We start from the raw sequence: 25,998 nt of genomic DNA, 5'->3' as shown, positions 1-25,998 counted from the left end.
CGAGAATCCGACAACGAGTGCTCCTCCTAATCACCGGATCAACCTCCGGCGCCAGTCGGTGACACCGTGCAGAACTCGAGCAGTGAAGCTCATTGGTGAACTTGGTTGACGCCCAACATCTTCGCTCTGGAGCGCTTCACGAACACGGATTCATGGCAGACACCATGAGGCGATCGATGCGGTTAGCGACCAAGCTGGCTGCGCCTGTGGGTTTCAGCCGCCAGCTGGAAGCAGCGGAGTTCTGAGGAGATGCGACGAGCGCCACCCAAAGCTCGCGAAGCGCATTGAAATACGTGAGCACTGTCAGATACGGATCGGCGGGATCTTCCCCTTCTTGCGTCGGGCTGGAAGTCAGTGCCTGCGCGCCTGCCAGCAGGGTCTGCATGCTCCGAAGAAAGAGGAGTTTAGGCCCGCGATCCTGACTCGCCACACCGATGTAGAGGCGGGCTGGCTCTCGTGTCGATGGCACAGTCCTGGCGAAGAAGCTGTCGGTACGGTGGATGCCGGGTGGCGGAAATACGGCCGTCTCCGAACGATCGAACAAGGCTGCGATCTGTTTCTCCGCCCTTCGGACGGTCGCGGTCGAAGCGACGATTTTGGACGAATGAGTCCATGAAGACCCGGCCGCGACGACAGCAGGTCGATCGCTGTTTCGTAGAGTGCGGCCACCGTTCCAAGCGGGCCAGAGATCAGGTGCAGTTCGTCCTGGATGACAAGATCCGGCGGATCGAGCCGATGCCCGTTTCCGAAGGGGCGACCTTCGCCTGGCCCATACGCGCCGAAGAACCCCTTGTCCGGATCATACCGGTCTACGTGTCCAAAGAATGCGCCGCTCTTGCCAATCCATGGAAGGGAGGCAAATTTGTCCACCGTGGCGATGAGAAATGCGGGAAGACGGCGGTAAATTGGCTCGTCCACCACGAGCACCGGCAGGTGTCGATCCCGCGTGAAGTCGCATTCGGCGTTCTCGCATTTGAGCACTAGATTCTGCGGAGCCGTCCTGTTGGGCGTGAAGTGGAAGCTCTCTGGCTTGAAGGGCTCACCACACCACGGACATGCCTTCAGTGGCACCGGGGATTTCGTCTTAGGTCTGCTCTGGTACCGCTTCAGCCAGGTCGTCGCGGCGTCCTTGTCGGAAGAATTTCGCGGCTGGATTGTTCGGTGAGGCTGCGCCGCCCACCCAGAGTCCAATCTCGATCGGCCATTCGCCAAGCGTCTTCCGGCCATTGTCATCATGGGTCCGCAGGAATTCGAGCGCGCAGACGAGACCAGCGGCGTGAGCAGGCGTAACGTGTAGCGCATGATGACGCTGATGCCCGCACCCAGCACGCCAGATCCGCGGAGCCGCCTCAGCACAATCGCATAGGCGGCAAGTCCAAGATACGCTCTTGCCGCCGCCGGTCGGAAAAAAAGCAGGTCGACGATCTCACGCTCACCACTGTTTCGGTCGGTCACGCCAACGAGATTGAGGAGGACGAAGGCTAGCTGGAACGGCCGCCATGTTGGCGGGTCTACATCGCCCGGCAGCTTCTTCTGGATCACTGCCTCGCGCCGGCGGTTGGCCATCGCCATCGCCGTATTCATCAGGCCGAATGCTTCACGCGCCACCGTATCACGCTTAAGGAGATCTATCCCATCGCGAATCCTGCTGCCGGCGGTGTCAACTTTTTCCAGAAGCGCCTGGCCCGTCTTTAGCCGTCTCGGCGCAAGCCCTGTCATCATTCCTTCCTGACCCCGCCGCCACTCGGCGTAAAGTTCAGGCAGTGAATCCAAGGCTGCACTGACCGCTTCGGCTCCGGAAACGGCAGCCCGAGCGAGAGCCTCCATGCCGAACTCGACGCCATCGCTCCTTGCCGGGACGACACGCTCCACCTCCTGCTGCGGAAGGAAATCGGTCCAAACACGCGTCACGGGGAGCGGATCGTTCGTCGCGTCACGCCGTTCTTGCCAGCCGGCAGATGTGTTGCGACCAACGGCATATTCGCGGACATCGCGATAATGGAGATCGCCCAGCCTAAGTTCGAAATCATCGGACTGGTAGGTGGACAGGTCGCTGCGCGGATAAAATCCATCCGCACATTCGAGCTCGATCCGGGTCTGGAACGCGTAGGCCACGTCCTTGTACGGAGCCTTTGTGCTCCGTCGACGGTTTACCAAGAAGACGGTGATGACGCGCAGACGCTCTTCAGCCCCTTCCGGAGTCTTTTAACGGAGCACACGGTGTGAACGGCGACTTCGATGCCGCCGCCCGGCCTGTGAGGCGCAGCGCTTTCCGGCAGCGGGATCCCGGACTGGTTCCGAGTGACGTCGAGGACGATCGCGGCTTCGCCGGAAACCCGAACCCAACGGAGGTTCTCGGGCTTTTCTGGCTTTGGCTTGCCCTTTCCCGACACTTCGGGAATGAGGAGCGCATCGGGCAATGGGGGCTCCGTCTTATAGTTCCCCCATGTTGCGCGCAGCGTGACTTGACTCACCGTTTCCGGAAGAACCACCGTCAACCCTATCGACGACGGAAGAAACCTGTCCCGCGGTGGTTGGTCAGTCGAATCCTTCTCATCGACCTCCTCCTCGACAGCGGAGTCCAGCGTCTCACTGGCGAGAAGGTCGTCGGCGGTTTCTTCGATGGTTTCCTCGCCGTCAGGTATCACAGGCGCAACACCGTCGTAGGCGGGAACGATAAAGCCCCCGACGTACCAGCGATTGCTTCTTGGTCAGGACTTCGCGTGCGAGATCCTGATCAAGGTCAGGATTCGGGCCGACTAGGTCGGATATATCGCGATTTGGACCAGCGAAGCCCCAGTGAGGATCGTGGCTGGCCGTTGATCGGAAACGAATCGGAGGCACCTTCAGGTAACGCACGATGAAGTTCACCATTTCCCTTTCTGATGCAGCTCGTCACACTATTACGCTTGCCACACTGGAAGCCTATGTTCTCGGAGATGGTCGTCCGCGCCGAACAAAGCTGGAAACGCTGGGGTATCTTTGGGGCTTCAGTCGCGAGGACTCGAAAGGAACGACCCATTTCCATGTCGATCTTATGAGTCTCAGCATTTCAGCCAAGCGATCACGGAACAGCGTGAAGCCCAACGATCAGGCTGTCCGCCTGAAGAGCGAACTGATGGATCGATGGGCACCACACTTGACGCTCATCGGTGATTTCCACAGTCATACCTATGAAAATCTTGCCGAGGTACGGGACATTCGTGGATTCGAGTTTTCGGATGCTGACGAAGCATCATTTCTAGACGACGACTTCCTGTGGGAGCGGGCTAACGACCAGCCAATCATGCTGGCAATGACAATCTGCAAGCTGGCGCGGGTCCATGAAAAGCATGCCGCTGAGACCATACGCTCGAACATTGCGCATTTCGACGTGGGTGAATTTCGGTTCTGGTTGAATGCTGCTGTTGGATTCCTAGACGCCTCCGGGTCCAGACGCTGCACTGGGAATCGTCCTTCAAACGTGAAACTCAGAATTGATTCTCGCTTCTACAATTACTCGAGAGACAGGCTCGTTGTTGCTACCCGTGCATTGATTTCCTCGCCTTCTCCCATGGGAGCTTAAGTTTCGTGCGGAAAAACGATTATCAAGAACTCGCCGACGTAAGTGCGGAAATTGGCACGTACAGGCAGGCCTTACGGTTGGAATGATAATGACACCTAGAGCTCATCTTATGACTTGCGAGTCGGTTTCCGATCTAACTACGCGAAATATCAATCGTCACAGCTATGTCCCTGTGGTTCATGACGGTGGTTTCGGGGGACTATTCTTTGCAGAACGCTTCTTCGACGCGACACCGCCGAGTGGAAAAATCTCTGAGCGTGTTTCCGCTCCAGAAGAGACGTTGGTTGGAGCCGACGCAAGCATTTCTAGACTTCATCCGAGACGCCGACCAAAGGCCGTGTCGGCTAGGGTCAGGACTTCGGTAACGGGGCCGTCCTCGTCAAGGCAAATTTGATGCAAGAAGGGATCGCCCATCCGGGTGTGCGGAGAGCGTGATTGCATTTTGGTTGTGCTATATCGCCTGCTTTCCTGCCGTATGAGGTTCTGCCCGGGTTCATGCTTCGGTCCGTGGTCGGCGCGGCGGCCGCCAACATGATGCTTGTCCAATATGGTTCCGATGCGCCCATCTCATTGGCGTGCTCGCCCGGCGGGGCGGCATCAGTCCAGACCGCGGCGTCATCGGGACCACGTCCCGGGTCGGGGACCTCGCAGGTCTGCGCTCAGGCAGACATCAACACGGAGATTAGCTCATGCATGGATCGGCTCTGGCGCTCCTTCCCAGCGGAAGTTTCTTCCGTCCAGCCACATCCGATGCAGGATCACACCGATCCGACGCGCCAAGGCCACCATGGCCCGCTTGGTGCCGCGCCGTTTCGCGACCCGCGAGGCCCATGTCCGCAACCACGACCCACGGCCCCGGTTCATCATGACGGTTGCGGCCTGGCATAAGGCGCGGCGTAAATGGGCGTCACCGGCTTTGGTGATACCGCCTGTCACGTCGCGCTCGCCGGACTGCTGCCGTGAAGGGGGGAGGCCGACCCACGGGCCGACTTTCTTCGACGACGAGAACCGAGCCGGATCATCCACGGCCGACTTGAAGGTCAATGCGACCACCGCGCCAACGGCCGGCATGGTCATCAGCAAGCGGCAGGTCGGGTCGTCCTGTGCTAGGCTGCGCACATGCCGCTCCAGTCGCGCCAGTTCATGGCGGAGGGTGGCACGGGCGCGAAGCATCGGCTCGGTTGCCGCCACCAGCGTAGTGTTGCTGGCAACCAGTTCCTGAATGCGAGCATCAAACCGTCCTTTGGAGATTGCGCCGACTTTCAAGCCGAAGTTCCGCAATAACCCGCGCAAGGACATTTCCAGAGCGATCACGCCCTGCTGGATGGATTTGCGCGCCCCGAGGAGTGCGCGGATCTCCTGGGCAGACACCGACTTGCAATGGACTGGCCGGAACCAGCCCAAATGTAGCAGCCGGGCAATACCTTCAGCATCGCGCCGGTCTGTCTTGATCGGCATGGCTTTCAGAGCACCCTTCACTTGCCGGGTATCCATCAGAACCACTTCCAGGCCGGCTTCGGTCAGCCCCCGGTGTAGCCATTGCGACAACGGCCCGGCTTCCATCCCGATCATCGCAATTTCGCCCTGTTGCTCCAGCGCGAATTGCGTCAGCGCCGCGGGATCGCTGCCGACCTCAGCCTCCTTCACGATCTTGCCGTGCTCGCTGACAATGCAGACCGCAGTCTTGGCGAGTGAGACATCCAACCCAATGAACAGTTTCATCCCGTAATCCTCCTGTCAGAATCAGATACGGGAGCGTCGGCGGCAACCGGTCAGCATGCAATCGGTAACGGGCAGCGCACGACGCAGGCCCCGTTACAGCATCTCATTGATCCAGAAGATGAACGCTGCAGCGAAGGCGATTGCTGACAAGAATGTGTGCGCGCATCGGTCGTATCGAGTGTGGATGCGTCGCCAGTCCTTGAGGCGGGCGAACATGTTCTCGATCCTGTGGCGCTGCCTGTAGAGCAGCGGATCATAGCTGTGCTGGACACGGTGCTTGGCATGAGGCGGGATGCAGGGTGTGATGCCCTTGCCGATGAGCGCCTCGCGGAAGCCAGTGGAACTGTAGGCCCGATCGGCCAGCAGATGGCGGGCAGGTGGCAGTTCGTCGAGCACGGCAGCGGCGGTTCTGTGATCGTTGGCCTGGCCTTCGCTCAGGTGCAGCAGCAACGGACGTCCCTGGTCGTCGCAAACCACCTGCAGCTTGGTGGTCAGACCGCCTCTGGTCCGTCCGATACATCGGGGTAGAGCCCCTTTTTGAGCAGGCTGGCTGCCGTGCGATGCGCCTTGAGATGGGTGGCATCGATCATCAGCTTGTCTGTGCCGCCGCCCCGGGCCGAGAGTTCGGCCAGAATGCGGTTGAACACACCCAGCCGGCTCCAGCGAATGAACCGGTTGTAGATCGTCTTGTGCGGACCATAGGCGGCCGGCACATCCCGCCAGCGCAGCCCGTTACGGATCACGAACAGAATCCCGCTCAGCACCCGTCGGTCATCGACCCGAGGTACCCCGTGCGAGCGTGGAAAGAATGGCTCGATCCGCCGCATCTGCGTCGGCGACAGCAGTAACAAATCACCCATGGTGGCACCTCCAGCCACCTTGAATCATCATCGCTCCTTCAACTCAACAATTTAATGGGTCCTGACCCTAGTTGTTTCCTCACGCCAGATCGAAGGTCTCGTCAGCATTTCAGCATGCAGAAATTGCCAGTGCGAGCAGCGCTCTTTGCTCTCGTGACAGCATTCGAGATGTCCATGGCGGATGCGATAGGGAGACGCTTCGAAACGCCGGGCCGCTGGCTGGAGAAGCTTAGCGCCGAAAGAAGAAAGAAGATTTCTCAAGTGATCGCCGATGCGAAGAGTGATGATGGATTTGTGGACGAGATCCTATTCACTCAGTTCTGCGACAAATCTGATATTGTTCGAAAAGGAATAGAGCTCCCCCGGAGCGCGACATCGGCCGCCGACGTGTTCCGGCGAGCTGAGAAACTTAGAAATGCTGTTGCGCATGAAATGACTGTGCCTGGCTCCTTCCGCCGCGAAAAATATCGCAGTGTTGGTCAGAGATATGATGATTTTGAAAAGGGAGATTGATGGATAGAAGGCTTGCTCTGCGCAGTTGCCTTTTTGGTGCGTTGGGAGACGAAACGGAGACTGTGCAGGACCCTCCATTAAGCGCTCGAGGTTGCGCGCGTACTCATCTTCCAGTTCGACGCCGGCCTCTTGGAGAATGGCTACTTCTTCTCTGGTTAGAAGCCAGTCAGGCGACTCTACAGGGGGCACGTCGGCGGTGCCTTCGCCTAATAAATCCTCGTCCTCCGCAGCCTGCTGTGCGGCTGCCAATGCTGCCTGGATAGTCAGCGTCGCGTCGAAGACCGTGTCCCTCTCGGTGATTTCGAACTCGTGGCCACGCTCGGTTTGATACTTACGACCAAGAAAGCGATCCCGCAGTTCAGCGAACTGCCAATGCATGTCCTCTCGGCCAGCGTGATGTTTTTCGATGCCCTCGGGTTTGAAGTAGCAGACCATTTGCTCGACACCGCCTTGATGATGCCCCGGCGACGTGGCCAGGCGACTAGGAATGGGTGTTGATGTCCTGCTCAATCTGCCGTGCTGATTCCAGAATGTCATCGAAACTCGGCGGAGTGCCGAAGATCATGGCCGCCGTATTGGCATAGTCGCGCGTGAGCGCGTCCACCATCTTTGGAGCGGGCGCGATCGCGAAGCTGCCCGGGACTGCTGAGGCGAGGTCATAGTCGGGACGGTCGAAAAACATTCGTGCGTGCCGCACGCAGTCGGCGCCAAGATCGAGATCGCCGAGCGCGGCCTTTCCGGTCTCGGATCCGAGAAGACAGTGCATGTATGGACAGCCTCCGCGTGGCAAGGGCTTTCTGACATTGATGACAGGTTGGTCGGGTGCAGGCATGTATTCGGCCTTTGAGTGCGGCCTGTTCATGCCGCTGGCCTTGAAGTCCGCGGATCGGATCCCAGACAGGTCAACGCGCTTTTTGAGCGGCACCCACTGAGCGGGTTTTTCCGATCCCGGTTCGACCGTCGGTCATCACACCATCAGCACCTCACCAACCTCTGTGCATCCTCTGCGACTACGTCACTACGCCGGTGAATCCGCGAAGCGCTTGCCCGTAGTCATCAGCGCCCAGACGATCCGGGCCATCTTGTTTGCCAAGGCCACCGCAACGACGTTGTACGGCTTTTTCGCCAGAAGCTCGGCAGCCCAGCGAGTGGGTGCCGCTTTGCCCTTACGACAGAAGCGAAGCACGGCATGGGCTCCCACAACAAGAAGGCGACGGATGTAGGGATCGCCTTGCTTGCTGATCCGCCCGAGCCGATCCTTTCCTCCGGATGAGTTCTGTCGCGGCACCAGGCCAAGCCAAGCCGCGAGTTGCCGGCCGGATTTGAACAGGGAAGCATCTGTCACGGTCGCAACGATTGCGCTGGCGGTGATCGGACCGATGCCGGGGATCGTTTCGAGGCGACGGATCAACTCGTGCGAACGATGCCAGATGTGAATCTGTCGGTCCAGCTCACCGACCTTCTCGTGCACCTCACGCAATTGCTGTAGGGCCGATCGGGCAAGCGGGGGAATGAGGTCGTGCCCCTCGTCCTCAACCAACGCGACGAGCATGCTCAGCCCTGTAGCACCCTATCGGCAGCCGTGTGGTGGCCATAGTCGGCGATCGGTTCGTTGCGATACCAGTAGATCGCCTTGTCGACGTCGCCGGTGAGCTCCGTCGCGGCCGAGATCACTTGTACCATCTCGCGCATCCGGCCCTGCAGGCGTTCCGATGAGGGATTGCGGAGCGTGTTGCGATGAACCCCGGTCAACTGTGCCAGATTGGCCACCTTCACGCCCAGCGCCTGCGACAGGCGCTTCGGCGAGATATAAGGCGTGCGCGGCTCCTGAAGGCTATCGACAAAGCCTGAGACCGCCTTGGAGTGTGCGAGCTGTGCGTAGGTTATGACAAATTACGACCTCTCATACGCACAATATATTAACATTCGAATGCATAGCAAGTGGACACGAATTATATGACTTGGTTTAACGGCACTCTGCAATTCGTCAGGCTAAGGGGCAGCATAAGGCCCGGGAGCGGACGGCAGGGGACGGGCGGATTGGTTCCGATAGCGGACCTTCTCTAGTGCGGGTGTCAAGGTGGAAGTAGCGCGTCGACAAGGCGTTCGATCGTTTCCGCTACGCCGTCGTCGACTAGTGTTTGCCGGATCGCCCGCCGCTTGGCGGTGAAGTGCGCGCTGTCGGGTAGTTCGATGCGGGCGGCGATTCCGGCAGCGTGCAGCGCCGCCGCGGCAAGGTCCACGTGCAGTGCCTCGGAAGCGTCGAATTCAGGGATAGGCAGCGTCCAGACGAGATTGTCGAAGTCACGCGGATCTCGCTGTCCGACTGGCTGAAGGTCCTTTACGCGATCAAGCACAATACTCGTGTTCAGGACGGCAGCAACGTACGCGGCTTCTTCGAGTGAGTTGGCGGCCGACCAATAGGCCTTGTGGTCGATAATCACATCGTCGTCCTCTAGCCAGCACGCGCTCAATCGCGTTCCAGCTTTGGTGTAGAGAACTCGAATCGGCGATCTCGCCGCCTGCGCCACCAGTTTTTGAAGGTGGTTTAGCGACCGCGTCAGCGTCATACGAGGCGCGCCGTCTACCCCCTTGTTGCTATGCTCGTTCCACTTCGTTTCGGCATCGCGCAACCACGCCGCAAGGCCACGATGGCCTCGTGCGTCAGCGCTTGCCGCCGTGAGGATTGCACCGCTCTCCATCGGAACCACGCCCGTCACGAGGTCGAGGACCCGATAAGGTGCGACGGACTCTCCCAGCGCAATTCGACGCACGAATATGCGTTCGACCGGGCCCTCGGGAGGCTCGACGCCGGTCCACGGCCGCTTGTCGAGACTACCAACACGGCCGCGCAGGCGCGGCGCATCGCGGCGGCTTTGCAGGCGTCCGGCTGCGGCATACTCCACGAGAACAAAGCGCCTTGGAAAGAGGCTTGCACCATTACGGAAGCGTGTCCGATATGGAGATGCAGCAAGTAGCGTTCTCGGCCTTGGCCAAGCCGCGCGCATATGCGCGAGCACCTCGGCCGCCTCGGCCTCGCTGGCATCACGCCGTGGAAGCACACCTACCCAGCGATCGAATTCCGCCGGCGGCGGCCCGGCACGGTCACGCTCACCGAACAGCACACAGGTGCTCGTCGTGCTGCTGCCGGATTGCGCACCGAAGATCGGCCACACCCGCTCCAGACCCCAACCGCCGATGATCGCTACCCGCACGCGCTCCATGCCCCCGTCGCGCATTCCGGCGAACACGGGAGCGTTGAGCGCGGCATAGGGCAGAACGAGCGCCAGCACGCCGCCGTCGCGCAGGTAGCGTTCCGCGCCGCGCGCCCAAAACAGCGCACACATGTCCTGTTGTGTGGCCAGACTGCCACCGACCCAGAGATTGTAGCTCCGCAGCGCCTCGCGCAGCCGGTCCTTCATGTCCGCGCTCAGGTGGCGATAAACGATCCAGGGCGGATTGCCGATCAGGACGTCAGCCCGGTGATCGGGATGCGACAGCCACACTGGGCGCAGCAAGTTGCGCAGAATGAAAGTCCAGATGTGGTTGCGGCCGTCAAGATAGAGTTCCTTGAGCTGCGCGAACGTTTGGCCGAGCATGGCCGCGTCCTCGGTGGTCGCGCCGGCGAGAGCGATGGCATGGCGAATGGCCTCCGGCTCGGCGAGCGTGTCGAGCCCGCGGTTGAGCTCGTCGAGCGCACGCTCGAACAGATGTTGGTCGCTCGCCAAGCCGGCGGGGATGCGCAGGGGCGGATCGTTGGGCGGCACGTCGACCAGCACTTCGGCCGATGCGCCCAGCGGTCGCAGGTTCCACTGCATCGAGTCGCCCATATAAACCGGCACGCTGAGCGTGGGCGGCCGATCCTGTACCAAATCGCCGAGTGCCAGCAGCCACGTGACGCGCGCGAGCGCGACCGCGACAGGGTGCACGTCGATCCCGAACACGCGATCGGCACAAGTCTCGACGATCTCGGCTGGTGGCACCCCAGCCTGCCGACCGGCTTCGATCAGGCGGCGAAGCGCATGGAACAGAAAGGTCCCAGAGCCACAGGACGGATCGAGCACCCGCTGTTCCAGCGGGCGAGGAATAGCCGCCGTGACCACCCGCGCGGCCAACCAGTCGGGGGTGTAGTATTCACCGAGGTCGTGGCGCTCGTCGGGGTCGATCAGGCTCTCGTAGAGACTCTTGAGCACGTCGACCTTGACATCGCGCAGGCGAAAACGAATCGTTTCGGCGGCAAGCGAACGCACCAGGTCATCGCCGCCCGTTGCGAGTAGGGGCCAGTCGAAGAAGTCAGCCTCGACGGCGCCGACAATACCCTCATTCGCCAGCAACCGGCCCGACAGCATCTCCGCCGGATCGCCAATTTCCAGATCGAGGACGCGCGCCGCGATCGCCTTCACGAGGATAGTCAGGTAGGTGTGTTGGAGGAACAGCGCATCACTGCCCACGTCATCGCCGTATACCTGGCGCAGCAACCCATCCCACAGGTTCCGCTTCAACCGCACTTCGGGATGGTCGCCGACCTCGGACCACAGGCGCTGCAGTTGCGCGTGCGCGCGGCCGAAGGCAAGGCTGTATCGACCGAACGCGAGCGCGACAGCGATCGGTGTCGGCATCACCTCGGGAACGGGCGAGAGCAGCGGCTCGAGCCAGGTCAGCAACCGTTCGGGGTGGTCGACGTCGACGTCATAGCGGCCGATGCTCGTGAGCCTGCCGAGATCCAGCGTGTAAGCGAGCAGCGTCGCGCCGTCGGTGGCAAGACCGACGGTGGTACGGCCAGGTGCGCTGCCGCGGCTTGCATCGGCCAGATAGTCGGGCATACGGGCGACGACATCACGCTCTTCGCGCCGTAGATCGCTCTTCAGCTCGATCACGGTGGCGCCCCACGCCACGTCGATCCGCCCACTGTTGTCGACAAGGTAGCGCTCGTGCTCTAACTCGCTGAACGCGGCGCCGAAGCCTTCTCGCAGCAGTTCCGTGATCAGGCCCCGCAACGCCTCGTGTCGTGGCCGGGAAGCCATCGATCGGACGATGTCGGGCAGACGATCTCCGCGCCAACTGTTTGCCACTTTCCCCTCCCGCTTGAGGCTGTACCGTTGCCGCCGCATGCGCGAGAGCATAAGTTGCCACCATGAGATTCGCTCAAGCAGACTTGTTCGCGCAAGACGACGCCGAACGCAACACGCTATCGCAATCAGAGCGGGTAGCGATCCGATCGCGTCTGGAAACGACACTGGCCAAGCTCGAAGCCACGGCAATCTTCCCTTGGCGCGATCCGCTGGACGCCGTGCACGAGGAGAACCGCTTCCAACGCGACAGCGAAATGCTCGGTGAGGAGGGCGTTCTTCTGTGGCACCGGTTCGACACAGAGATGGACCGGCTCCACGCGACGCGGTTCTCTTCCGACCTCCGCTCCGCTGGATCGACGAATTGACCAGTAGTTTGTCAAGTGCTTGGAAGTCGACCAGAGCCAAAATGAGGCGCAAAGTTACTACGCAAGCTTTGCCTGAAATGGGCCGCTGGGCTCAAATGTCTTTAGTCCGCCCCCCAATTTAGCCAGCCAATCCCTATTAATGGCGAGCCCCAGCTCAGCCTCGCTGTGAGGGCACGTCGCTGATGACAGGCGTACGGGAGTCTCCGGTGCGACCGGAGATGAACGTAACTAACGGGTAATCGAGCTGCCGGTCGATACGTACCGCCGGACCGTCCTGCAAGGTCCGACCAATCCCATCAGCTGTCATGAGCTCATGAGGTTCAGATAGCCGGCGGAAGGTTTCGTCCCCGTACCTTTCGCGAGGCCTGGCAGGGGCGCTACGAACATATCGCTCTCTCAGGAAGGCAGAGACCGTATCAGGTGTCGGAACCGTCTCGCTCCGAACCGTGCTCCGAGGACAAAGTAGTGCCTCGAGGCAAAAGAAATGAGGCCGCAGATGGACAGACGCTTGTTAAGCGCTCCCGTTTTCGGCGTCCCACTGGCACCAGCGAGCTTCGCCTCCAGTTCGGCGGCGATGTCGCTCGCAAAGGCTAGGTTCGCCCCGCTGACAGAGGGGACCAGCCCCCCTGAAGTTAGGGTCCATCGTCACACTCGCATGATTGTAGAAGAGGTAAAGTGGGACCCACGGCGGGGGCGTGTCCCGCAGGGTGCGGAATTGATAGTCATGCTTGGGCGAGGGCCTATGCAGCAGCTCGCTGTAGGAGCGGTTCTTGTTTTGGACCACGGCGGCGTTTAGGCGCTTGGCTTGGATCCGCACCCAAAGGTCGCGACCCTCAGACACGTTCCAGAACCGCAGATCAAGATCACCCCCGGTGTCCTTTTCGATCGGGTAGGAGATGACGAGCTCTGGACCGGCGAACGCGGCCAGCGCGCCCGTGAGGATGTCGGTCATGGTTTCTTCCCGGAACCTACCGCGCTTGAGGTTGGTCTCGCGGTCGAGCAGTCCCCCGATCACAAGAGGTAGCCGTGTTGCCAGGTCGCAAAGTGTTGCCAACGTTGTAATCCTACGATGACTATTGCCGCTCCGCGAATTCCATAATCACCTACACTCAGCGCAGGGAGTTAGCGTGTGGTTTCAAGCGAGCGGTAATGAACGGGGTCGTGGTTCCGCACGGCATCTAGGATCAGCGTGACGATCGCCTGCGCCTCGCTCATGTCTGGCAAGCGCGAATGACGGCCTATCCGAGCTACAGGCTTCGGCATGGCGCGCTCATGCGCAGCGGCGAGAAGTGCCTCACCTTGCACCTTCCATTTCACTTGCCAGCGACGGACCGCCGCCTCTGGACTCGCCGCATCCCAGTCCGTGCGCTGCCGAACGATGCGCGTCATGGCTGTGGTATACTTCAGGCCAGGCGTCTTCACCATGAGATCTGCAACCATGGTCAGGAAGACTGTATCGTTCTTGCCTGTGCCGCGAGGGCGGCCGCGGGAACGCTCGTCAGTCATCGGGGCGTCCTTTCCGAAGATGACGATGATGCCTTAGGATAAGTAATTCGACAGCCTGATCCTACTGAGAAGAATTGGCATTTCGACCTTTTTAGCGTCGGAAATTCACGTCACGAAGTCCATCAACGAGGATAATTCGATTTGGATGGATTTTTCCTCGCTCCGTGACTATCGCAGGGGATCTGCCCTGCGGCCGGGGGTTCCATCAATACGGTCGGGCTCAAGATCGCGCGGCAGAAACGGCTGTGGGGATACGGTCAGGAGTGAGCGAGATGAAACTACCCCTGTAATGACGTATGGAAGGGCCGACACCCTCGAAGAGCGGCTTGGGCTGACGCCCATGGTCAGCCAGCGTATCGCGGCGATCATCATCTTCGCCGCCGCCATCGAACATCACCTGGAGCGGGCACTGTGGAAGCTCGAGGGCGCCAATCCAACGGGCATTCGACCCGAGACCGACGCGAAGATGATCTCTGATTTGATCGGATGCTTGAAACATTCGCCTCAACCCTGCCAGCAGGAGAGGAGCGCACCCCTGCTTGAGACATGGTGCAATGCAGCCCGTCTCGCGTTTGCGATCAGGAATGACATCGCTCATGGCGTGCCCACCAATTTGGGAGACACGCTGACATTCATGAACAATCCTCGCTGGCATGGCGAGAAGCGAAAGAGACCAGTCAGCGACTATTGGGCCGGACGATCACTCTCTTGATCTCGTTCGTCACGTCTTCGCCGTTCTTCTGCGCGTCATTGTTGGCGTTTCGGCAGAGAAAGTGACGTTGGCCGGCCTTACTAAACCGTCTTTGCTACGTGCCTTGCGCGACTCGAATTCGATTCTGAGCGAAATGGCCTGTAAAGACTACAATCCGACCTTCGAGAAATACTAAATCGGCAGCGGGGCTTCATACCGCTTGCAGGTTAAGCCCCGCGTTCAGATCGGCGATATATCGCGCACACAGCTCTTTGATGGTGATTGCTTTGTAGTCGAGTTCACGCTCGTCGGCAGGATTGTCGCCTTGAGCGACACGGCCGAACTGGACATTCGCTTCCGGTCGTGCCGTCTCGGGCGTCCAATCCCGTGGAGGCCGATGGTGTAGCGAGGCGAGCGGCCGGCTGCCCTGTATTGATGACATAGCTGCGTTTGCCGGATGCGAACACACGAAGGCCGAAACCGAGCAGCTCCTCATCCCAGATGACGTAGTCCTTTTCGCGGACCTGGGCGGCGTCGACAACCCTTTTGGTGATCTTAGTCATGACGTTCTCTCCAACCAGCACCGATCTCTCGCGTAAGCAACCACGTAAGCACGAGGGCGGAAGTCGGAGCGCAGTTTCGGATTCGAGCGTCGCTCGGCATTTCAAGTTGCCTAAAAGTTTCTAAGAGATAGGGTGCGCCAAAGAAATCAGGGGTCCATTCTGGACACATAGGTTACGGTTTATACCGGAGACATGGTGAAGTGCACCCATCTCTCGGGAAGGGCACAGTCGCTTAGATGGGTTTTCGAGCAAAGCTGCCACTTGGTCCCACACCAAGTTCCCGCACAGCGCCAAAATGCTGCTAGAAGCTGGTGACTTCCATGAAAGGGACTTTCAGGGCGGCACAGAGGCTTCTCATCGACGAGGAGTGGAGTCCGTTGTCGCCGGATACCAAATGGCATGGCGGCTTAGCGCCATTTTGCGCACAATGGACGAGAGCTATGAAGGGGACCTTTTCGTTTGCGGCCGCGTTTAACCGATGCCCTGAGGTCATAAAGATTTCGTTGAGTGCGCAAGCGGCCACGTATACGTCGGAATCGAGTTCGACAATTTCGATGTCCGACTCCGATATCTCATCGGCCAAGCTCTTGTCGAAGATACGAACCTGGTCGAAAACCTCTTTGGGTACCGCAATGCGTTCGACTTTCGCTCGTTGGAACAGAGCGGCTTTCAGGTTTCCGCCAGCTTCGCTAAAATAGAGGCATGCCTCTAGATCAAGCACAAAGTTGATGCCGCTATAGGCCATGCTGTTATGGCCCCAGCCGGTTAACACCGATGGCGGCGATCTGCTTTATCGTACTTGGCTTCAGATTGGTGAGCCGGTACGCATCGAACTGAGAGATTGCCTTCCTGTCGACCGCGGCGGTGAGCATGTTAGGCAGAAGATATCCGAACCTGGCAATCTGCGAGCTAATTCCACCGCCCCCGCTGTTTTCCTCACCTTCGTCTTCTTCTTCGATCATGGGGACTTCAGACGGCAGGGTCGCAGACCACGCAGCGTAAAAGCCTTTGCTCAAGCCCAAATCAGAGACGCGTAAGGCGCTCGCCTGCTTACTGGCGCCAAATCGTCTGGAAAGGAGATCAACGACGGCCCTAGCACCCCTTCCCGCGACGCTTTTATAGGCTTGGGAAAATTCCTCCGCAGGCATCATGACCGAGGCAGTCACCGAGTTGCAGAATCTTTCAACCTGGTTGTTGAGAATGGCGGGGTCTGAAACTCCCGTTTTGCCAAGGAGCACATGCACCACTTCATGCATCAGTGTGAACAGCTTGGTAGCGGGCCGCTGCCCGGTTGTATTCACGAAGATGATGGGAAAGTCACCGGTAGGAGAGTAACAAAACCCACGGAACGGGTCCGCTACCCTATCGCAGAGCACGATGATGCCTTTCCGCTCTAGCGATACACGCGTCTCCCTGAACGTTAGGGTAGGATCCACCGATCCATCGACGCGCTGGACGGGGACATAGAGCGATTTCAATAGCTTTCGCGCGGTCGACTGCTGATGGATGGTCACGCTATTTGTATTGGCGAACCTGGCGCAGTCTTCGAACGCTCGGTCCGCCAGGTAGGCGGCGATAGAACGAGCACGCGCGATTCGCGTTAGTCCTGCCGATGTAAGAACCGCTGGCCTATTATTGGCGGCGCGAAAATCAGGCATATTGGCGTCGATTTCTACGTCTTTGGCGAACAGGAACTGGACCGGTACAGCCAGAGCGGAGGCAAGTGAAAACGCCACTCGCTTGCTGACGTCGGTTGGGGTTGTTTCCATTTCAGTCAAGAAATCTGGTCGGATATTCGCCTCAATCGCGACCGCTTCAATTGACAATCGTCGCGCGCGGCGGATGCTTTCCACTGCCGAAGGTCGGGGGGTAAGTTTCAATGGCATCTCAGTCGCTCGCAACAGAGTGTTTTCGTCTGAATGAGTTTTCCGGACTGCTTCAACTAGCGTTCGGATTGAATTTGGCGCTGTCGATTTTTAGAGAGCTGGCAATCGTTCCTCGAGGACCGCTTGCACGCCAGATCGCGGCAATCGAAACGTTAATCGGAACAAGAAAGGTGAGAAACCCCTCATCAGCCGGCAGCCTTCGGGCACGTTTGGAATCGGCAAAGCGAGAGATCGTCATCAATGACGATAGTTTGGCCACTTGGGTAACATGCTGCGCGGCCGTCACATCCTTGTTCGGGCTAGCGGCCCTGTATTGGTCGTTCTACGCTGCCGTGGACCAGTCTTGCATGGGCGAGCAGCTCGCTCTCTTTACGACCATTGTGCATTTCGTTCCCCTCCCATTGGCTATTCTAATCCTCTACGCCAGAGCCCATTTTGTCTATAAAGACGTTTGGCAAAAGTGCAATTTGCTTAAGCAAGATGCACTCGCATAACAATTGGCTGCTCTAACACAGCGTCTCGCAAGGCGATCGGCCAAGGAAGCTTGCGAACCGCCCGACATCGCGGACGTAGTTGCGCTGCGCCTCCTGGCTGAACCGGCGCATGGTCATGTCGTCAATCAACCATTGGCGCGGCGGGCTGATCGGTGCATCGAGAACAGGGTGGGGGTGGTCAGGCTTCTTGTTGACGAAGCCTGTGATGCTCTGCCCCGCCGAACGACGCTCAATGCGGGCGCGGCAACCGGATCGTGACCTCTACCTTACCACGCGCGTCCATCCCGCGCAGCGGGTTGTTCTCCGACCTATTGCGGTGATTGTCGCTGTTCGGCCACAGCTCCGGTTCTTCCACTTAGGTGATGATCACGTTTCGCAGGAGCTAGTGTCGTTACGACGCGCTTGAAGTTCCTTCACTAACGTTCCTCGCAATAACGCTAAGCGCCTGATCATATCCACGATCTTGATATAATCTTCGAGGACGTCGCCGGATCGAGACTGTCGGTTGCCCCAGCACCACTAAGGCCGCCCCTGGTGATACCGCCGCGGACAGGCCCCTGCGCGCGCGCAGCGCTGGCGAGGATCGAATTGGCGAACGTCGCTGAAACGCCGAGCGCCGTCGCACGGCCGAGAAATTCACGTCGGCTCAGGCGGCCCGCAGCGACGTAACGGCTAAGATATTCGAGTTCTTGCGACATGAAATGTTCCTCCTCCCATTCATTGTTTCGTGCTAATGTCAGCGCTTTATCAAGCTCAGCGGAAGCGAGCGGCCAAAGAATCTCTATTTAAATGGTAGTGGTCAAATACCGATTGTCGTCCCACATCATCTCGTTTCAAGATCGTTCACACGCAGGGCGGATCTGGTTCCGAGATGCGCGACAATCGATACTGACGAAATGACGTGTGATCGAACTACCTGATCGAAATTGTGGCCCGTGCTATCTGGCTACTTCCGCTCCAATCTGAGTCTGCGCGATGTCAGGGAAATGCTGCTCGATCGCGGGATTGTCGTTCCCCACGAGACCATCCTCCGATGGTGCCGATGCACTGCCTGATTATGCCCGCCGCATACGCCGAAGGCGCAAACGAAAACGATGTCTGGCACCTCGATGAAGTCGTGGTGCGCATCAACGGTCAGAAATCCTGGGTGTGGAGAGCGGTTGATCAGGACGGATATGTGCTCGACGAGATCGTCCAACGCGCCGCAACGCTGCGAAGTCGGTAGCTTCGGCCGAGATAGAAGATACTTTCGTTGCACTGCGCCTGAGCTCAAACCACTCACCGTCAAATCGTAACGGCGCACGCGCTTGTCCACGATCTCCGAAGGCTGCTCTACATTTTCAGCGATGGTTCATGGACGAAGGGGCTGCATGGCTCCGATCACGATCGGCCGAGCTTGAACGACTAAGCGGGCAGACAATCATCTAAGGTGATTGTGAGGGACCTTGGATTCCGCTGGGGTTCGTGCGGCAAGCATAGGACACTCTACTTTAACTGGCGACTTCTACAGCTGCCGGTACAGGTTATCGACTACGTGGTGCTACACGAACAGGTTCACCTGCTGCATCACAACCACTCCAAGCAATTCTGGAAAGCGATGGACAGCGTGCTTCCAGACTGGCTTGTTCGTAAGCAAGAATTGGAACGCGATTGGGTAGGTTTGCGCGTTTCGCTTTGGCGACTCCGTCGGAGGCCCCCGCTGGCGAAGGGATTGCCTCCACGAGTAAGGTGTCGCGGCGATGAGTTGCCGCAGGTCAAGCTCAGCGAAGCCGATCGACAGTAATGCCCCCGACAGTCGGGGATATTCCCACGTGTCAGCGCTCGCCGCCTCAACTGCATTCCGTGTATTCGAAGGCTGAAAGCACGATGCCGATCCCTGACTACCAATCGCTCATGCTCCCGGTTCTTGAGGTCTCTTCGAAGGACGAAACCTCCGCCCACTAGCCGAGGCCGAGATTGCTGCACGGTTTGGTGTCACCGCTGAAGAGCGTGAGCAGCTGTTGCCGAGCGGCAAGCAGCACGTGCTACACAACCGTATCCACTGGGCGAAATTCTACATGAGCAAAGCGGGACTGCTCGCCTCTCCCGCACGAGGGCGGTTCGTTGCCACCGAAGCAGGTTTGTCATTGCTCACCAGCGGCCCTGACCGCATCGACGTGAAGCTGCTATTGAAACACCCAGAGTTTAGGAAGTTTTACAAGGGCAACGGCTCCGATGATAGTGCAGGGGAGACGCCATCCGACGTCGCGACGGAGGCGACGCCGGAAGAGCAGATCGAAAGTGCCTATCAGGCGGTACTAACCGCTTTGCGGGCAGACATTTTGGACAGGATAGGCCAAAACAGCCCGGCCTTCTTTGAGCGGCTCATTGTCGATCTACTTGTCGCCATGGGTTATGGCGGATCGCATAAGAACGCAGCCGCCCAGCTTGGGCGCTCGGGCGACGGCGGGGTTGATGGCGTAATCAACGAGGATCGGCTCGGTCTCGATCGGTGTATGTTCAAGCGAAGCGTTATGCTGTCGCAAACGCTATTGGGCGACCTGATGTTCAAGGATTCGTCGGCAGTCTGGTAGGGCTAGGAGCGACGAAGGGTGTTTTCGTGACCACCTCGACATTCAGCCCACATGCCCACGAATTCGTGAAGCACCTGTCTCAACGCGTCATTCTGCTCGATGGGCGCCAACTTGCCGACTTGATGTTCGAGCATGGCGTCGGAGTTCGTGTCCGTCGAGCCATTGAGCTACCGGACGCGCCTTTTGCTGACGCACCGGCGCAATCTGAAGGCCGAAGTTCCTCGACCTGGAGAACGCCATCCGCCACTCGCTGAAGTCGTTCGGCATCCGCCTTAGGCAAGGTCGGACGTGGCGCCTTCGAACGCGCGGTACGCCAGGCGGTGGCGGACAATCCGTTGTCGGCCGAGCTGATGGACGCCATGCTGACGGCGCGCGCGGCGCTGTGGCGACAGTACTGCCGGCTGCATGATCTCGTCGTGAGGATCGTCGCGCACAGCGAGCCGTGCCGGCGCTTCATGGCTATTCCCGACGTGGTCGGGTGACGGCGCTCTCCTTCATGACGGCGATCGACGATCCCACGCGCTTTCACCGCTCGCGCGACGTCGCCGCTTACTTCGGGCTGACGTCGCGGCGCTGGCAGTCCGGTTCAACGATCGACATTCAGGGACGGATCTCCAAGGCCGGCGACGCGGACGTGCGGCGCGCGCTCTACGAGGCGGCGTCAGGACTGATGACGCGCTTCAAGGGCAGGGACAAGGTCAAGAGCTGGGGCCGGGACATCGCCAAACGCTCCTGCCACCGCAAGGCCTGCGTTGCGGTGGCGCGCAAGCTGGCGGTGATCATACACGCCATGTGGAGCGATGGACGTTTACGTCGGCGATGCGGCCGCGAGCGAGGCCGATGCCACGCGGCGCGCCCATGTCAAGGACCGCAAGCTGCTGGGAGCGCATCGATGAGCGGTGCGGCGGCAGATAAAACGCATGGCGCCGGCGCGCTGACGGACCCCATCTGAGCAAGGAGATCCGCTCCGGCGGATGAGCACCGATGCAAACCAGGAACGACTGAACCACGTTATCCTGCCTGCCGCCGCGCCGACAATGAGACAGCCGGACCGCGCTCGATTTCGATGCTCCGTCCGTCCGATGGAAGAGTGCGTCACGACGGTTCGAGCGCTGCGTTCATCCCCGGCGTCGGTCCGGTGACGGCGCTTTCGTTCATGAACGGCGATGGACGATCCCACGCGGTTCCGCCGCTCGCGCGACGTCGCGGCCTACTTCGGGCTGAGGTCGCGACGCCGGCAGTCGGGCACCTCGATCGACGTTCAGGGCCGCATCTCGAAGGCAGGCGACGTCGACGTGCGGCGCGCGCTCTATGAGGCGGCGTCTGATGATGCGCTTCAAGGGCAAGGACAAGGTCAAGAGCTGGGGCCAGGACTCGCCAAACGCTCCTGCACTGCAAGGCCGCCGGGCCAAGAGCCAGAACTGTCCAACAGGCTGATTGACGTGCACAAGACAGCATACGCGTCCTTCGGCGAAAGCCTCGCACGAAATACGTGGTGAGGCCCGACGCAACCGGTCGGTGCCAGTCGTCGGCTCTTGTGGGGTGAAGGCTCTGAAACGATAATTTTCCGTTCGCATCGACGGGAGAAGCGAGTGTGGACCACCAGCGGTCACCGCTGCCCCGCGCCAATGGTCGGTCTGCCGGGGCACCGAGTTATAATGGAGATAATCTTCTTTTGTATCTAGATCGATGATGATATCCGTCATGCCTGCCAAAATGAGTCGGCGCTGGGCACAGCGTGACGACCCTATTCTGGCGGGCCGAGGCGGCTGCCCCAGCACCTAGCAGCGAGAAAACACACGCAAGGAGAACTCCATTGCCTTCTTCAGAGACCAGAGCGCAGACACTCGGCCCTAGCATGATTTGGCGGAACTGGGTGAGCAATCAGGTTTGTCGGGTGAAGCATTTCGAAATGCCAAGTTCGGACGATGACGTCTGCAGAACGATCAAGACAGCAGCTTCAACCAATCTGCGCGTCCGCGTAGTGGGTACGGGGCACTCTTATACGCCGATTGTCCCCACGGACGGAGTTCTAATCTCCGCGGAGCGTCTAACAGGGATCGAAAATATCGACCCAACCAACGGCAGCGTAACCCTCCGCGGCGGAACGCGGATTTGTGACGTTGGCCTTGAACTGCGTTCTGCTGGTTGGGCATTGCCCAACCAGGGCGATATCGATCTGCAGACGATGAGCGGGGCCGTATCGACGGGTACGCATGGCAGCGGCGATAGTTTGCAATGCTTAGCGGGCCCGATAATTGGAATGCGGATAGCGATGGGCGATGGATCCATCGCCAATTTCGATGCTTCGCAAGACATCGATGTCCTCAACGCTGCGAAAGTTTGTCTCGGAATGCTTGGCGTGGTGCTTTCCGTCACGATGAAGCTTGTTCCTGCTTTTGATCTTCATGACAAAATATGGCGTGAGGATTTTGAAGAATGCATGAATCATTTGGATCAGCTATGTCAGGAAAACCGGAGCCTCCGCGTGTTCTGGTGCCCGACCGAACACTCGGCATCGTTATACAGCCTGCCCGACACGTCTGGCATTGGTCGTACGCGCAGTAAAGCTGATGTCTGCGAAATCAGAACGCTGAACGTCACAACTCAGCCGTCAGCAGCTGTCGAAGCACAGGCCGGCGAGAGAATAGGGCCCAGCTATCGGATATTTCCGGGTTCAATTCCGATGCCGAACCATAACGAATGCGAATACTCGGTGCCCTACGAGGACGGTCCGGCGGTATTGCGTGAAATACGCAAGCTGATCCAGACGAAGCATCCGTCGCAGATATTCCCGGTTGAGTATAGAACCGTGGCGGCTGACGATATTTGGTTGAGTCCATACTTTGAGCGGAAGACCGCAATGATATCGGTGTCCGGCGCAGCAGGAGAGGACTACTGGGATTTCATCCGCGATTGCGAGACAATCTTTTCCTGGGTAAAAGGTCGTCCGCATTGGGGCAAACTTCACAGCCTGGGCCGGTCCGAGATCGAAGCCTTGTACCCAAGATACGGGGATTTTATTTCTCAAAGGGCTCGCTTCGACCCGGACGGTCGCTTCCTGAACGACTACCTGCGCGAACGTTTCGGCTAAAAGCTTTTATCTATGGTGGCTTCTGCGGTTCGCTGCATAGCCGCCTGGAACTTGCTGCCATCTTTAGCGATCATGTTGGCGAGGATGTCGATGATCAAATATTGTCCAGCGACCCTGGAGAATGCTCCTCGCGTGATGGGCGTGTCTGTTGAGGATGCTCCCAGTACAGCGTCCGCGTTGGCAGCGATCGGACTGCGTATATGACAGGTGATTGCGATGGTAAATGCGCCAGCCGCCTTGGCCGCCATAAGTGAGTTGATTGTATCCTTGCTCGAGCCAGATTCCGAAATTGCCAGTGCGACTTGCTTCGGCCCGAGATTCACTGCACTCATGACGGCGAGATGTGGGTCGTCCAGCACGCGCGACACCAGTCCGAATCGAACAAACAAGTAATGCGCGTATCGGGCCACATTCGCAGAGCCGCCGAACCCGTACAGATCTATGCTTTTTGCTCGTATGATCTGTTTTGCCGCCAATTCGAGAGCGGCGTGGTTCAACAGGTCCTTTGTCTGCTTGAGCGCGGTGATGGCCGTCGACAGCGTGTCGTCGATGACGTCACCAGACGGGCTGGCGTGTCTGATTGTCTGGTGAGTGGAGAGTTCGATCCCCAATGCCAGTTTGAAACGCTGGAAGCTCGAAAATTTGATGTCTCTACAGAACCTCAAGACGCTCGCTTCGCTCGATCCGGATCCGTCAGCAACCTCCGTGATAGTTTGGTTCACGACCTTCGCGGGATCGTTAAGGACGTACTCACTGATGCGAAGGAGCGCCGGACTGAGGCTGGGCTGAGACGAACGCAAGCGCGCCAAGATCTTTTCCTGCATTTACGATTCCCTTGATGTCGCCGAGCTCCAGCTCCCTAGGCTTGATTGACACAGGCAGTGAAAGCAATAGGAATTTTTCAGCAGATTGCCAAGCCGTGAACATTGTTTTCGTTAGAGCCCCCAGCCGCCTGCCAGCCTTTTTGCACGGCATTTGACCATCATCGCCGCGCGGGGAAAGAGTCGCGCATGATGAAAAAAACCATCTTTGACAGACGAAAAAAAAGTGATATTCCTTCAGCGAGAGACTGGGACCGCGGCCGCTGGGCGCGAATGCGAACAGAGATGACGAGATGGGTTCTATATCGATTGGTGTCGACATCGGAGGCACCAAAACGCATTTGAGAAGCTGCCTGGAACAGGGCATGGGCCGCGACTTGGTGGTGAGGACCAGTGAATGGCGTTGTGGAGCCTATGACCACGATATTCCTGGACTAATCGCGCTAATCAGCGGATTTGCGGATGGCGCCACTCCCAACGGCATCGCGATTGGCTCTCATGGATGTGATGATGAGGCCGAGTGTGCCATCCTGCAAAAACCACTTTCCAATCATTTTGCCTGCCCGTTGAGGGTCGTCAACGATGCAGAGCTATTTCCCCTAGCCATGGGGCTTTCCAGCGGAATTGGTGTCGTCGCGGGAACTGGCTCAATCGCCGTTGCTCGGGACCAGAAAGGCAGGATGCATGTCGCAGGCGGTTGGGGCTGGGCAATCGGAGACGAAGGGAGCGCTCCCGGTTTAGTACGTGAGGCTGGTCGAGCAGTGCGACGGCACATTGACCTCGGAGGGGCAAGGTCAGAGCCGCTTGTCGAAGCGCTTTGTGAGGCATTTGGACTGAATAGCCCCACGAACATCGGCACCGCTATCGCGAAGGAAGGCGGTGCCTCGGCTCTGGGGCGACACGCACCCGTTATCTTCTACGCAGCCAATGAAGGCTCGTCGTTGGCTAAGCGCGTTATTGACGAGGGCGCAGCGGCCCTGACCCAATTAGTTCACCACCTGAAGTTGGCGGGCGTGTCCGACAAAGACGTGGTGGTAGGCGGAGGGGTCATCCTCGCCCAGCCACTTTTAGCCAATGCGTTCTCCCATCAAATTTCCGATCGTTTCGGGGCGACAGTGGCGGTCACCTTCCTCGACAAGCCGCCGGTCTTAGGCGCCTGCGTCTTGGCGCGGCAACTTTGCAGTGCCGGGGATGGCCCAGAGACCTCAATTGTCTCTCAACATATGGATATCCAATGATTTACAGGTCAACGATCGCCCGTCAACCCAATCAGTTTCGCCATACCTTGGAAGTGGTCGGAACGCAGCTTCGCGACCTTGATCTCGCGCCATTTGAAAAGGGGACTGTCGTCGTTACAGGAATAGGCGCGAGTTACGAGGCAGCGGGGGTAGTGGCCGGTGAGCTGCAACGCCGCGGCAGACGAGCAAATACTTGGCGCGCAGTCGATCTCATGGAGCCGGGGGACCCTGGCGACGCGATCATAGTCTTTTCTGTCGGAGGAAGAAGCATCGAGCCAATCGCTGCACTCACCATCCACAGCACGTTACCATCCCTCGCGATTACAAGCGGAGGCAACGACCCGCTGTCACGCACCGCTTCGGCAGCACTTCGCTTCGAGTCCGGTCCGGATTCACTGCCGTCGAGCACCGGCTACACAGGCTCGCTGCTGGCAGGCGGGCTGCTGATAGATGCGCTCTGCGGTGAAGACAGCTTCAATTGGAACGACATTCCTCTGATAGCAAGCGAGGTCTTGGAAACCTCTGCGAAAAAGATGGCACGCATTGGAGAAATGTTTCATGACCAGCGGGCGATCGATTGCGTTGGCGCGATATCGGCTTTGGGTACGGCGGGCGAGGCTTGTTTGCTCATTCGCGAGGCTGCGAGGGTGCCCACCGGCGTCGCAGACACGCTGCACTACTTGCACGGCCCGATGGAATCGATGGATCAGGCAACCGGGATTTTGATATTTGGTGACGGCCGCGAAGTGCGATTGGCGCAGGAATTGGCTGAAATCGGCTGTGCAGTTCTTCTGGTAACCGCAAGCGAGTCGCCTCAGGACGCCAAAAACCTCGCAGTTGTGAAGGTGCCATCTTTGCAGAACCGCGTGGCACGATCAATCGTGGACATCCTGCCCGCTCAGCTGCTAGCCGCAGAACTGTCCGACGCGGCCGGACTTACTGATGCCCAGTTTCGTTATAGCCAAAATGACACAAAGGTGACCATGGACGAATCGGAGCCCCGGGTCTGAGCACGCGCGCCACGAGATGACACGT

Annotated in this window: 20 protein-coding genes and 9 pseudogenes; 12 read left to right on the top strand and 17 right to left on the bottom strand. The window is 59.0% G+C overall.

Annotated features, from left to right (window positions below):
* Positions 1-136 precede the first annotated feature (136 nt).
* Genes BLT09_RS24720 through BLT09_RS24710 form a run of 3 tightly spaced genes read right to left on the bottom strand, consistent with a single transcriptional unit; the run spans position 137 to position 2,648 of the window.
* Positions 137-385: a hypothetical protein gene (locus tag BLT09_RS24720; RefSeq protein WP_051695306.1), complete on the bottom strand. Its 249-nt coding sequence runs from the start codon at positions 383-385 to the stop codon at positions 137-139.
* The gene (locus tag BLT09_RS24715) at positions 352-2,115 is read right to left on the bottom strand and encodes a hypothetical protein (protein ID WP_091597893.1); all 1,764 of its coding nucleotides are present in this window, start codon (positions 2,113-2,115) and stop codon (positions 352-354) included. Before BLT09_RS24715 ends, BLT09_RS24720 begins: the two co-directional genes overlap by 34 nt.
* A gap of 35 nt (positions 2,116-2,150) precedes the next feature.
* Positions 2,151-2,648 (bottom strand): hypothetical protein, encoded by a 498-nt coding sequence (locus tag BLT09_RS24710; RefSeq protein WP_051695310.1) that lies wholly within the window; start codon positions 2,646-2,648, stop codon positions 2,151-2,153.
* Positions 2,649-2,860: 212 nt separating this feature from the next.
* Here BLT09_RS24710 and BLT09_RS24705 point away from each other — a divergent pair, with 212 nt between their 5' ends.
* The gene (locus tag BLT09_RS24705; RefSeq protein ID WP_091597890.1) at positions 2,861-3,565 is read left to right on the top strand and encodes a hypothetical protein; all 705 of its coding nucleotides are present in this window, start codon (positions 2,861-2,863) and stop codon (positions 3,563-3,565) included.
* A gap of 687 nt (positions 3,566-4,252) precedes the next feature.
* Here BLT09_RS24705 and BLT09_RS24700 read toward each other — a convergent pair.
* The 7 genes and pseudogenes from BLT09_RS24700 to BLT09_RS24670 all read right to left on the bottom strand — a co-directional run bounded on the left by BLT09_RS24700 (position 4,253) and on the right by BLT09_RS24670 (position 11,732).
* Entirely contained in the window at positions 4,253-5,287 is a 1,035-nt protein-coding gene (locus BLT09_RS24700; protein ID WP_029354722.1) for an IS110 family RNA-guided transposase, read from the bottom strand.
* Positions 5,288-5,380: 93 nt separating this feature from the next.
* Positions 5,381-6,147 (bottom strand): IS5 family transposase gene (locus BLT09_RS24695; RefSeq protein WP_236370666.1). Its coding sequence is split into 2 segments (ribosomal slippage): positions 5,381-5,814 and positions 5,814-6,147, totalling 768 coding nucleotides; the frame shifts between segments, so codons are not numbered across the junction.
* A gap of 306 nt (positions 6,148-6,453) precedes the next feature.
* A complete protein-coding gene (locus BLT09_RS24690) occupies positions 6,454-7,197 on the bottom strand; it encodes a hypothetical protein (protein WP_135927944.1) in 744 nt (247 codons plus the stop codon).
* A complete protein-coding gene (locus BLT09_RS24685) occupies positions 7,142-7,522 on the bottom strand; it encodes a hypothetical protein (RefSeq protein ID WP_236473639.1) in 381 nt (126 codons plus the stop codon). The genes BLT09_RS24690 and BLT09_RS24685 overlap by 56 nt, the downstream gene beginning before the upstream one ends.
* Before the next feature lie 156 nt (positions 7,523-7,678).
* Positions 7,679-8,230, bottom strand: a pseudogene (locus tag BLT09_RS24680) (IS110 family RNA-guided transposase); the annotation flags it as partial.
* The gene (locus BLT09_RS24675) at positions 8,215-8,547 is read right to left on the bottom strand and encodes a hypothetical protein (RefSeq protein WP_029354736.1); all 333 of its coding nucleotides are present in this window, start codon (positions 8,545-8,547) and stop codon (positions 8,215-8,217) included. The gene BLT09_RS24675 and the pseudogene BLT09_RS24680, both read right to left, overlap by 16 nt.
* A gap of 188 nt (positions 8,548-8,735) precedes the next feature.
* Entirely contained in the window at positions 8,736-11,732 is a 2,997-nt protein-coding gene (locus BLT09_RS24670; RefSeq protein ID WP_036268033.1) for an N-6 DNA methylase, read from the bottom strand.
* A 62-nt stretch (positions 11,733-11,794) separates the two neighbouring features.
* On the opposite strand from BLT09_RS24670, the gene BLT09_RS24665 reads away from it, so the two are divergent.
* Positions 11,795-12,097 (top strand): hypothetical protein, encoded by a 303-nt coding sequence (locus tag BLT09_RS24665; RefSeq protein ID WP_127313414.1) that lies wholly within the window; start codon positions 11,795-11,797, stop codon positions 12,095-12,097.
* 154 nt (positions 12,098-12,251) lie between these two features.
* Here BLT09_RS24665 and BLT09_RS35710 read toward each other — a convergent pair.
* Together BLT09_RS35710 and BLT09_RS24655 are read right to left on the bottom strand one after the other, a co-directional pair.
* Positions 12,252-13,151, bottom strand: a pseudogene (locus BLT09_RS35710) (DUF6615 family protein).
* 68 nt (positions 13,152-13,219) lie between these two features.
* Positions 13,220-13,603 (bottom strand): hypothetical protein, encoded by a 384-nt coding sequence (locus BLT09_RS24655; protein WP_091597881.1) that lies wholly within the window; start codon positions 13,601-13,603, stop codon positions 13,220-13,222.
* 340 nt (positions 13,604-13,943) lie between these two features.
* On the opposite strand from BLT09_RS24655, the gene BLT09_RS24650 reads away from it, so the two are divergent.
* Positions 13,944-14,315: a hypothetical protein gene (locus BLT09_RS24650; protein ID WP_127220022.1), complete on the top strand. Its 372-nt coding sequence runs from the start codon at positions 13,944-13,946 to the stop codon at positions 14,313-14,315.
* Between the two features lie 202 nt (positions 14,316-14,517).
* Here the strand turns inward: BLT09_RS24650 and BLT09_RS35090 are convergent.
* The 3 genes and pseudogenes from BLT09_RS35090 to BLT09_RS24635 form a co-directional block, all read right to left on the bottom strand.
* Positions 14,518-14,857, bottom strand: a pseudogene (locus tag BLT09_RS35090) (Arm DNA-binding domain-containing protein); the annotation flags it as partial.
* A gap of 301 nt (positions 14,858-15,158) precedes the next feature.
* On the bottom strand, positions 15,159-15,602 hold the full coding sequence (locus BLT09_RS24640) for a hypothetical protein (protein WP_029354749.1): 444 nt from the start codon (positions 15,600-15,602) through the stop codon (positions 15,159-15,161).
* Between the two features lie 4 nt (positions 15,603-15,606).
* On the bottom strand, positions 15,607-16,743 hold the full coding sequence (locus tag BLT09_RS24635; RefSeq protein ID WP_084831477.1) for an ImmA/IrrE family metallo-endopeptidase: 1,137 nt from the start codon (positions 16,741-16,743) through the stop codon (positions 15,607-15,609).
* Between BLT09_RS24635 and BLT09_RS24630 the strand changes: the two genes are divergently transcribed.
* Positions 16,737-17,237 (top strand): hypothetical protein, encoded by a 501-nt coding sequence (locus BLT09_RS24630; RefSeq protein WP_029354753.1) that lies wholly within the window; start codon positions 16,737-16,739, stop codon positions 17,235-17,237. The two genes, BLT09_RS24635 and BLT09_RS24630, sit on opposite strands and share 7 nt — an antisense overlap.
* 485 nt (positions 17,238-17,722) lie before the next feature.
* Here BLT09_RS24630 and BLT09_RS24625 read toward each other — a convergent pair.
* Positions 17,723-17,935: pseudogene (locus BLT09_RS24625) on the bottom strand (twin-arginine translocation signal domain-containing protein); the annotation flags it as partial.
* A 218-nt stretch (positions 17,936-18,153) separates the two neighbouring features.
* Here BLT09_RS24625 and BLT09_RS24620 point away from each other — a divergent pair.
* The 6 genes and pseudogenes from BLT09_RS24620 to BLT09_RS24595 all read left to right on the top strand — a co-directional run.
* A pseudogene (locus BLT09_RS24620) lies at positions 18,154-18,435 on the top strand (DDE-type integrase/transposase/recombinase); the annotation flags it as partial.
* 225 nt (positions 18,436-18,660) lie between these two features.
* Positions 18,661-19,020: pseudogene (locus BLT09_RS35875) on the top strand (M48 metallopeptidase family protein); the annotation flags it as partial.
* A gap of 217 nt (positions 19,021-19,237) precedes the next feature.
* A pseudogene (locus BLT09_RS34670) lies at positions 19,238-19,878 on the top strand (restriction endonuclease); the annotation flags it as partial.
* A 97-nt stretch (positions 19,879-19,975) separates the two neighbouring features.
* Positions 19,976-20,706: pseudogene (locus BLT09_RS34660) on the top strand (IS110 family RNA-guided transposase); the annotation flags it as partial.
* A gap of 224 nt (positions 20,707-20,930) precedes the next feature.
* A pseudogene (locus tag BLT09_RS24600) lies at positions 20,931-21,201 on the top strand (transposase); the annotation flags it as partial.
* A 485-nt stretch (positions 21,202-21,686) separates the two neighbouring features.
* Entirely contained in the window at positions 21,687-22,904 is a 1,218-nt protein-coding gene (locus BLT09_RS24595; RefSeq protein ID WP_164783573.1) for a D-arabinono-1,4-lactone oxidase, read from the top strand.
* On the opposite strand, the gene BLT09_RS24590 is transcribed toward BLT09_RS24595, so the two are convergent.
* Positions 22,901-23,728, bottom strand: a complete 828-nt coding sequence (locus BLT09_RS24590) for a MurR/RpiR family transcriptional regulator (RefSeq protein WP_029354755.1) — start codon at positions 23,726-23,728, stop codon at positions 22,901-22,903. The two genes, BLT09_RS24595 and BLT09_RS24590, sit on opposite strands and share 4 nt — an antisense overlap.
* A gap of 290 nt (positions 23,729-24,018) precedes the next feature.
* On the opposite strand from BLT09_RS24590, the gene BLT09_RS24585 reads away from it, so the two are divergent.
* On the top strand, positions 24,019-24,963 hold the full coding sequence (locus BLT09_RS24585) for an N-acetylglucosamine kinase (RefSeq protein WP_051695319.1): 945 nt from the start codon (positions 24,019-24,021) through the stop codon (positions 24,961-24,963).
* Entirely contained in the window at positions 24,960-25,973 is a 1,014-nt protein-coding gene (locus tag BLT09_RS24580) for an SIS domain-containing protein (RefSeq protein WP_091597870.1), read from the top strand. Before BLT09_RS24585 ends, BLT09_RS24580 begins: the two co-directional genes overlap by 4 nt.
* The last annotated feature ends 25 nt before the right edge of the window (positions 25,974-25,998 follow it).

Source organism: Mesorhizobium muleiense, assembly GCF_900099905.1.
Taxonomy (GTDB): Bacteria; Pseudomonadota; Alphaproteobacteria; order Rhizobiales; family Rhizobiaceae; genus Mesorhizobium; species Mesorhizobium muleiense.
This window is presented reverse-complemented; position numbering and strand designations above follow the sequence as displayed.

Bases quoted from the DNA above. Each gene is read 5' to 3' on its own strand.
- BLT09_RS24720 (WP_051695306.1), bottom strand. From the start codon at position 385: ATGCAGACCCTGCTGGCAGGCGCGCAGGCACTGACTTCCAGCCCGACG.
- BLT09_RS24705 (WP_091597890.1), top strand. From the start codon at position 2,861: ATGAAGTTCACCATTTCCCTTTCTGATGCAGCTCGTCACACTATTACG.
- BLT09_RS24700 (WP_029354722.1), bottom strand. From the start codon at position 5,287: ATGAAACTGTTCATTGGGTTGGATGTCTCACTCGCCAAGACTGCGGTC.
- BLT09_RS24690 (WP_135927944.1), bottom strand. From the start codon at position 7,197: ATGACATTCTGGAATCAGCACGGCAGATTGAGCAGGACATCAACACCC.
- BLT09_RS24685 (WP_236473639.1), bottom strand. From the start codon at position 7,522: ATGAACAGGCCGCACTCAAAGGCCGAATACATGCCTGCACCCGACCAA.
- BLT09_RS24665 (WP_127313414.1), top strand. From the start codon at position 11,795: ATGAGATTCGCTCAAGCAGACTTGTTCGCGCAAGACGACGCCGAACGC.
- BLT09_RS24655 (WP_091597881.1), bottom strand. From the start codon at position 13,603: ATGACTGACGAGCGTTCCCGCGGCCGCCCTCGCGGCACAGGCAAGAAC.
- BLT09_RS24650 (WP_127220022.1), top strand. From the start codon at position 13,944: ATGGTCAGCCAGCGTATCGCGGCGATCATCATCTTCGCCGCCGCCATC.
- BLT09_RS24640 (WP_029354749.1), bottom strand. From the start codon at position 15,602: ATGGCCTATAGCGGCATCAACTTTGTGCTTGATCTAGAGGCATGCCTC.
- BLT09_RS24630 (WP_029354753.1), top strand. From the start codon at position 16,737: ATGGCATCTCAGTCGCTCGCAACAGAGTGTTTTCGTCTGAATGAGTTT.
- BLT09_RS24635 (WP_084831477.1), bottom strand. From the start codon at position 16,743: ATGCCATTGAAACTTACCCCCCGACCTTCGGCAGTGGAAAGCATCCGC.
- BLT09_RS24590 (WP_029354755.1), bottom strand. From the start codon at position 23,728: ATGCAGGAAAAGATCTTGGCGCGCTTGCGTTCGTCTCAGCCCAGCCTC.
- BLT09_RS24585 (WP_051695319.1), top strand. From the start codon at position 24,019: ATGGGTTCTATATCGATTGGTGTCGACATCGGAGGCACCAAAACGCAT.
- BLT09_RS24580 (WP_091597870.1), top strand. From the start codon at position 24,960: ATGATTTACAGGTCAACGATCGCCCGTCAACCCAATCAGTTTCGCCAT.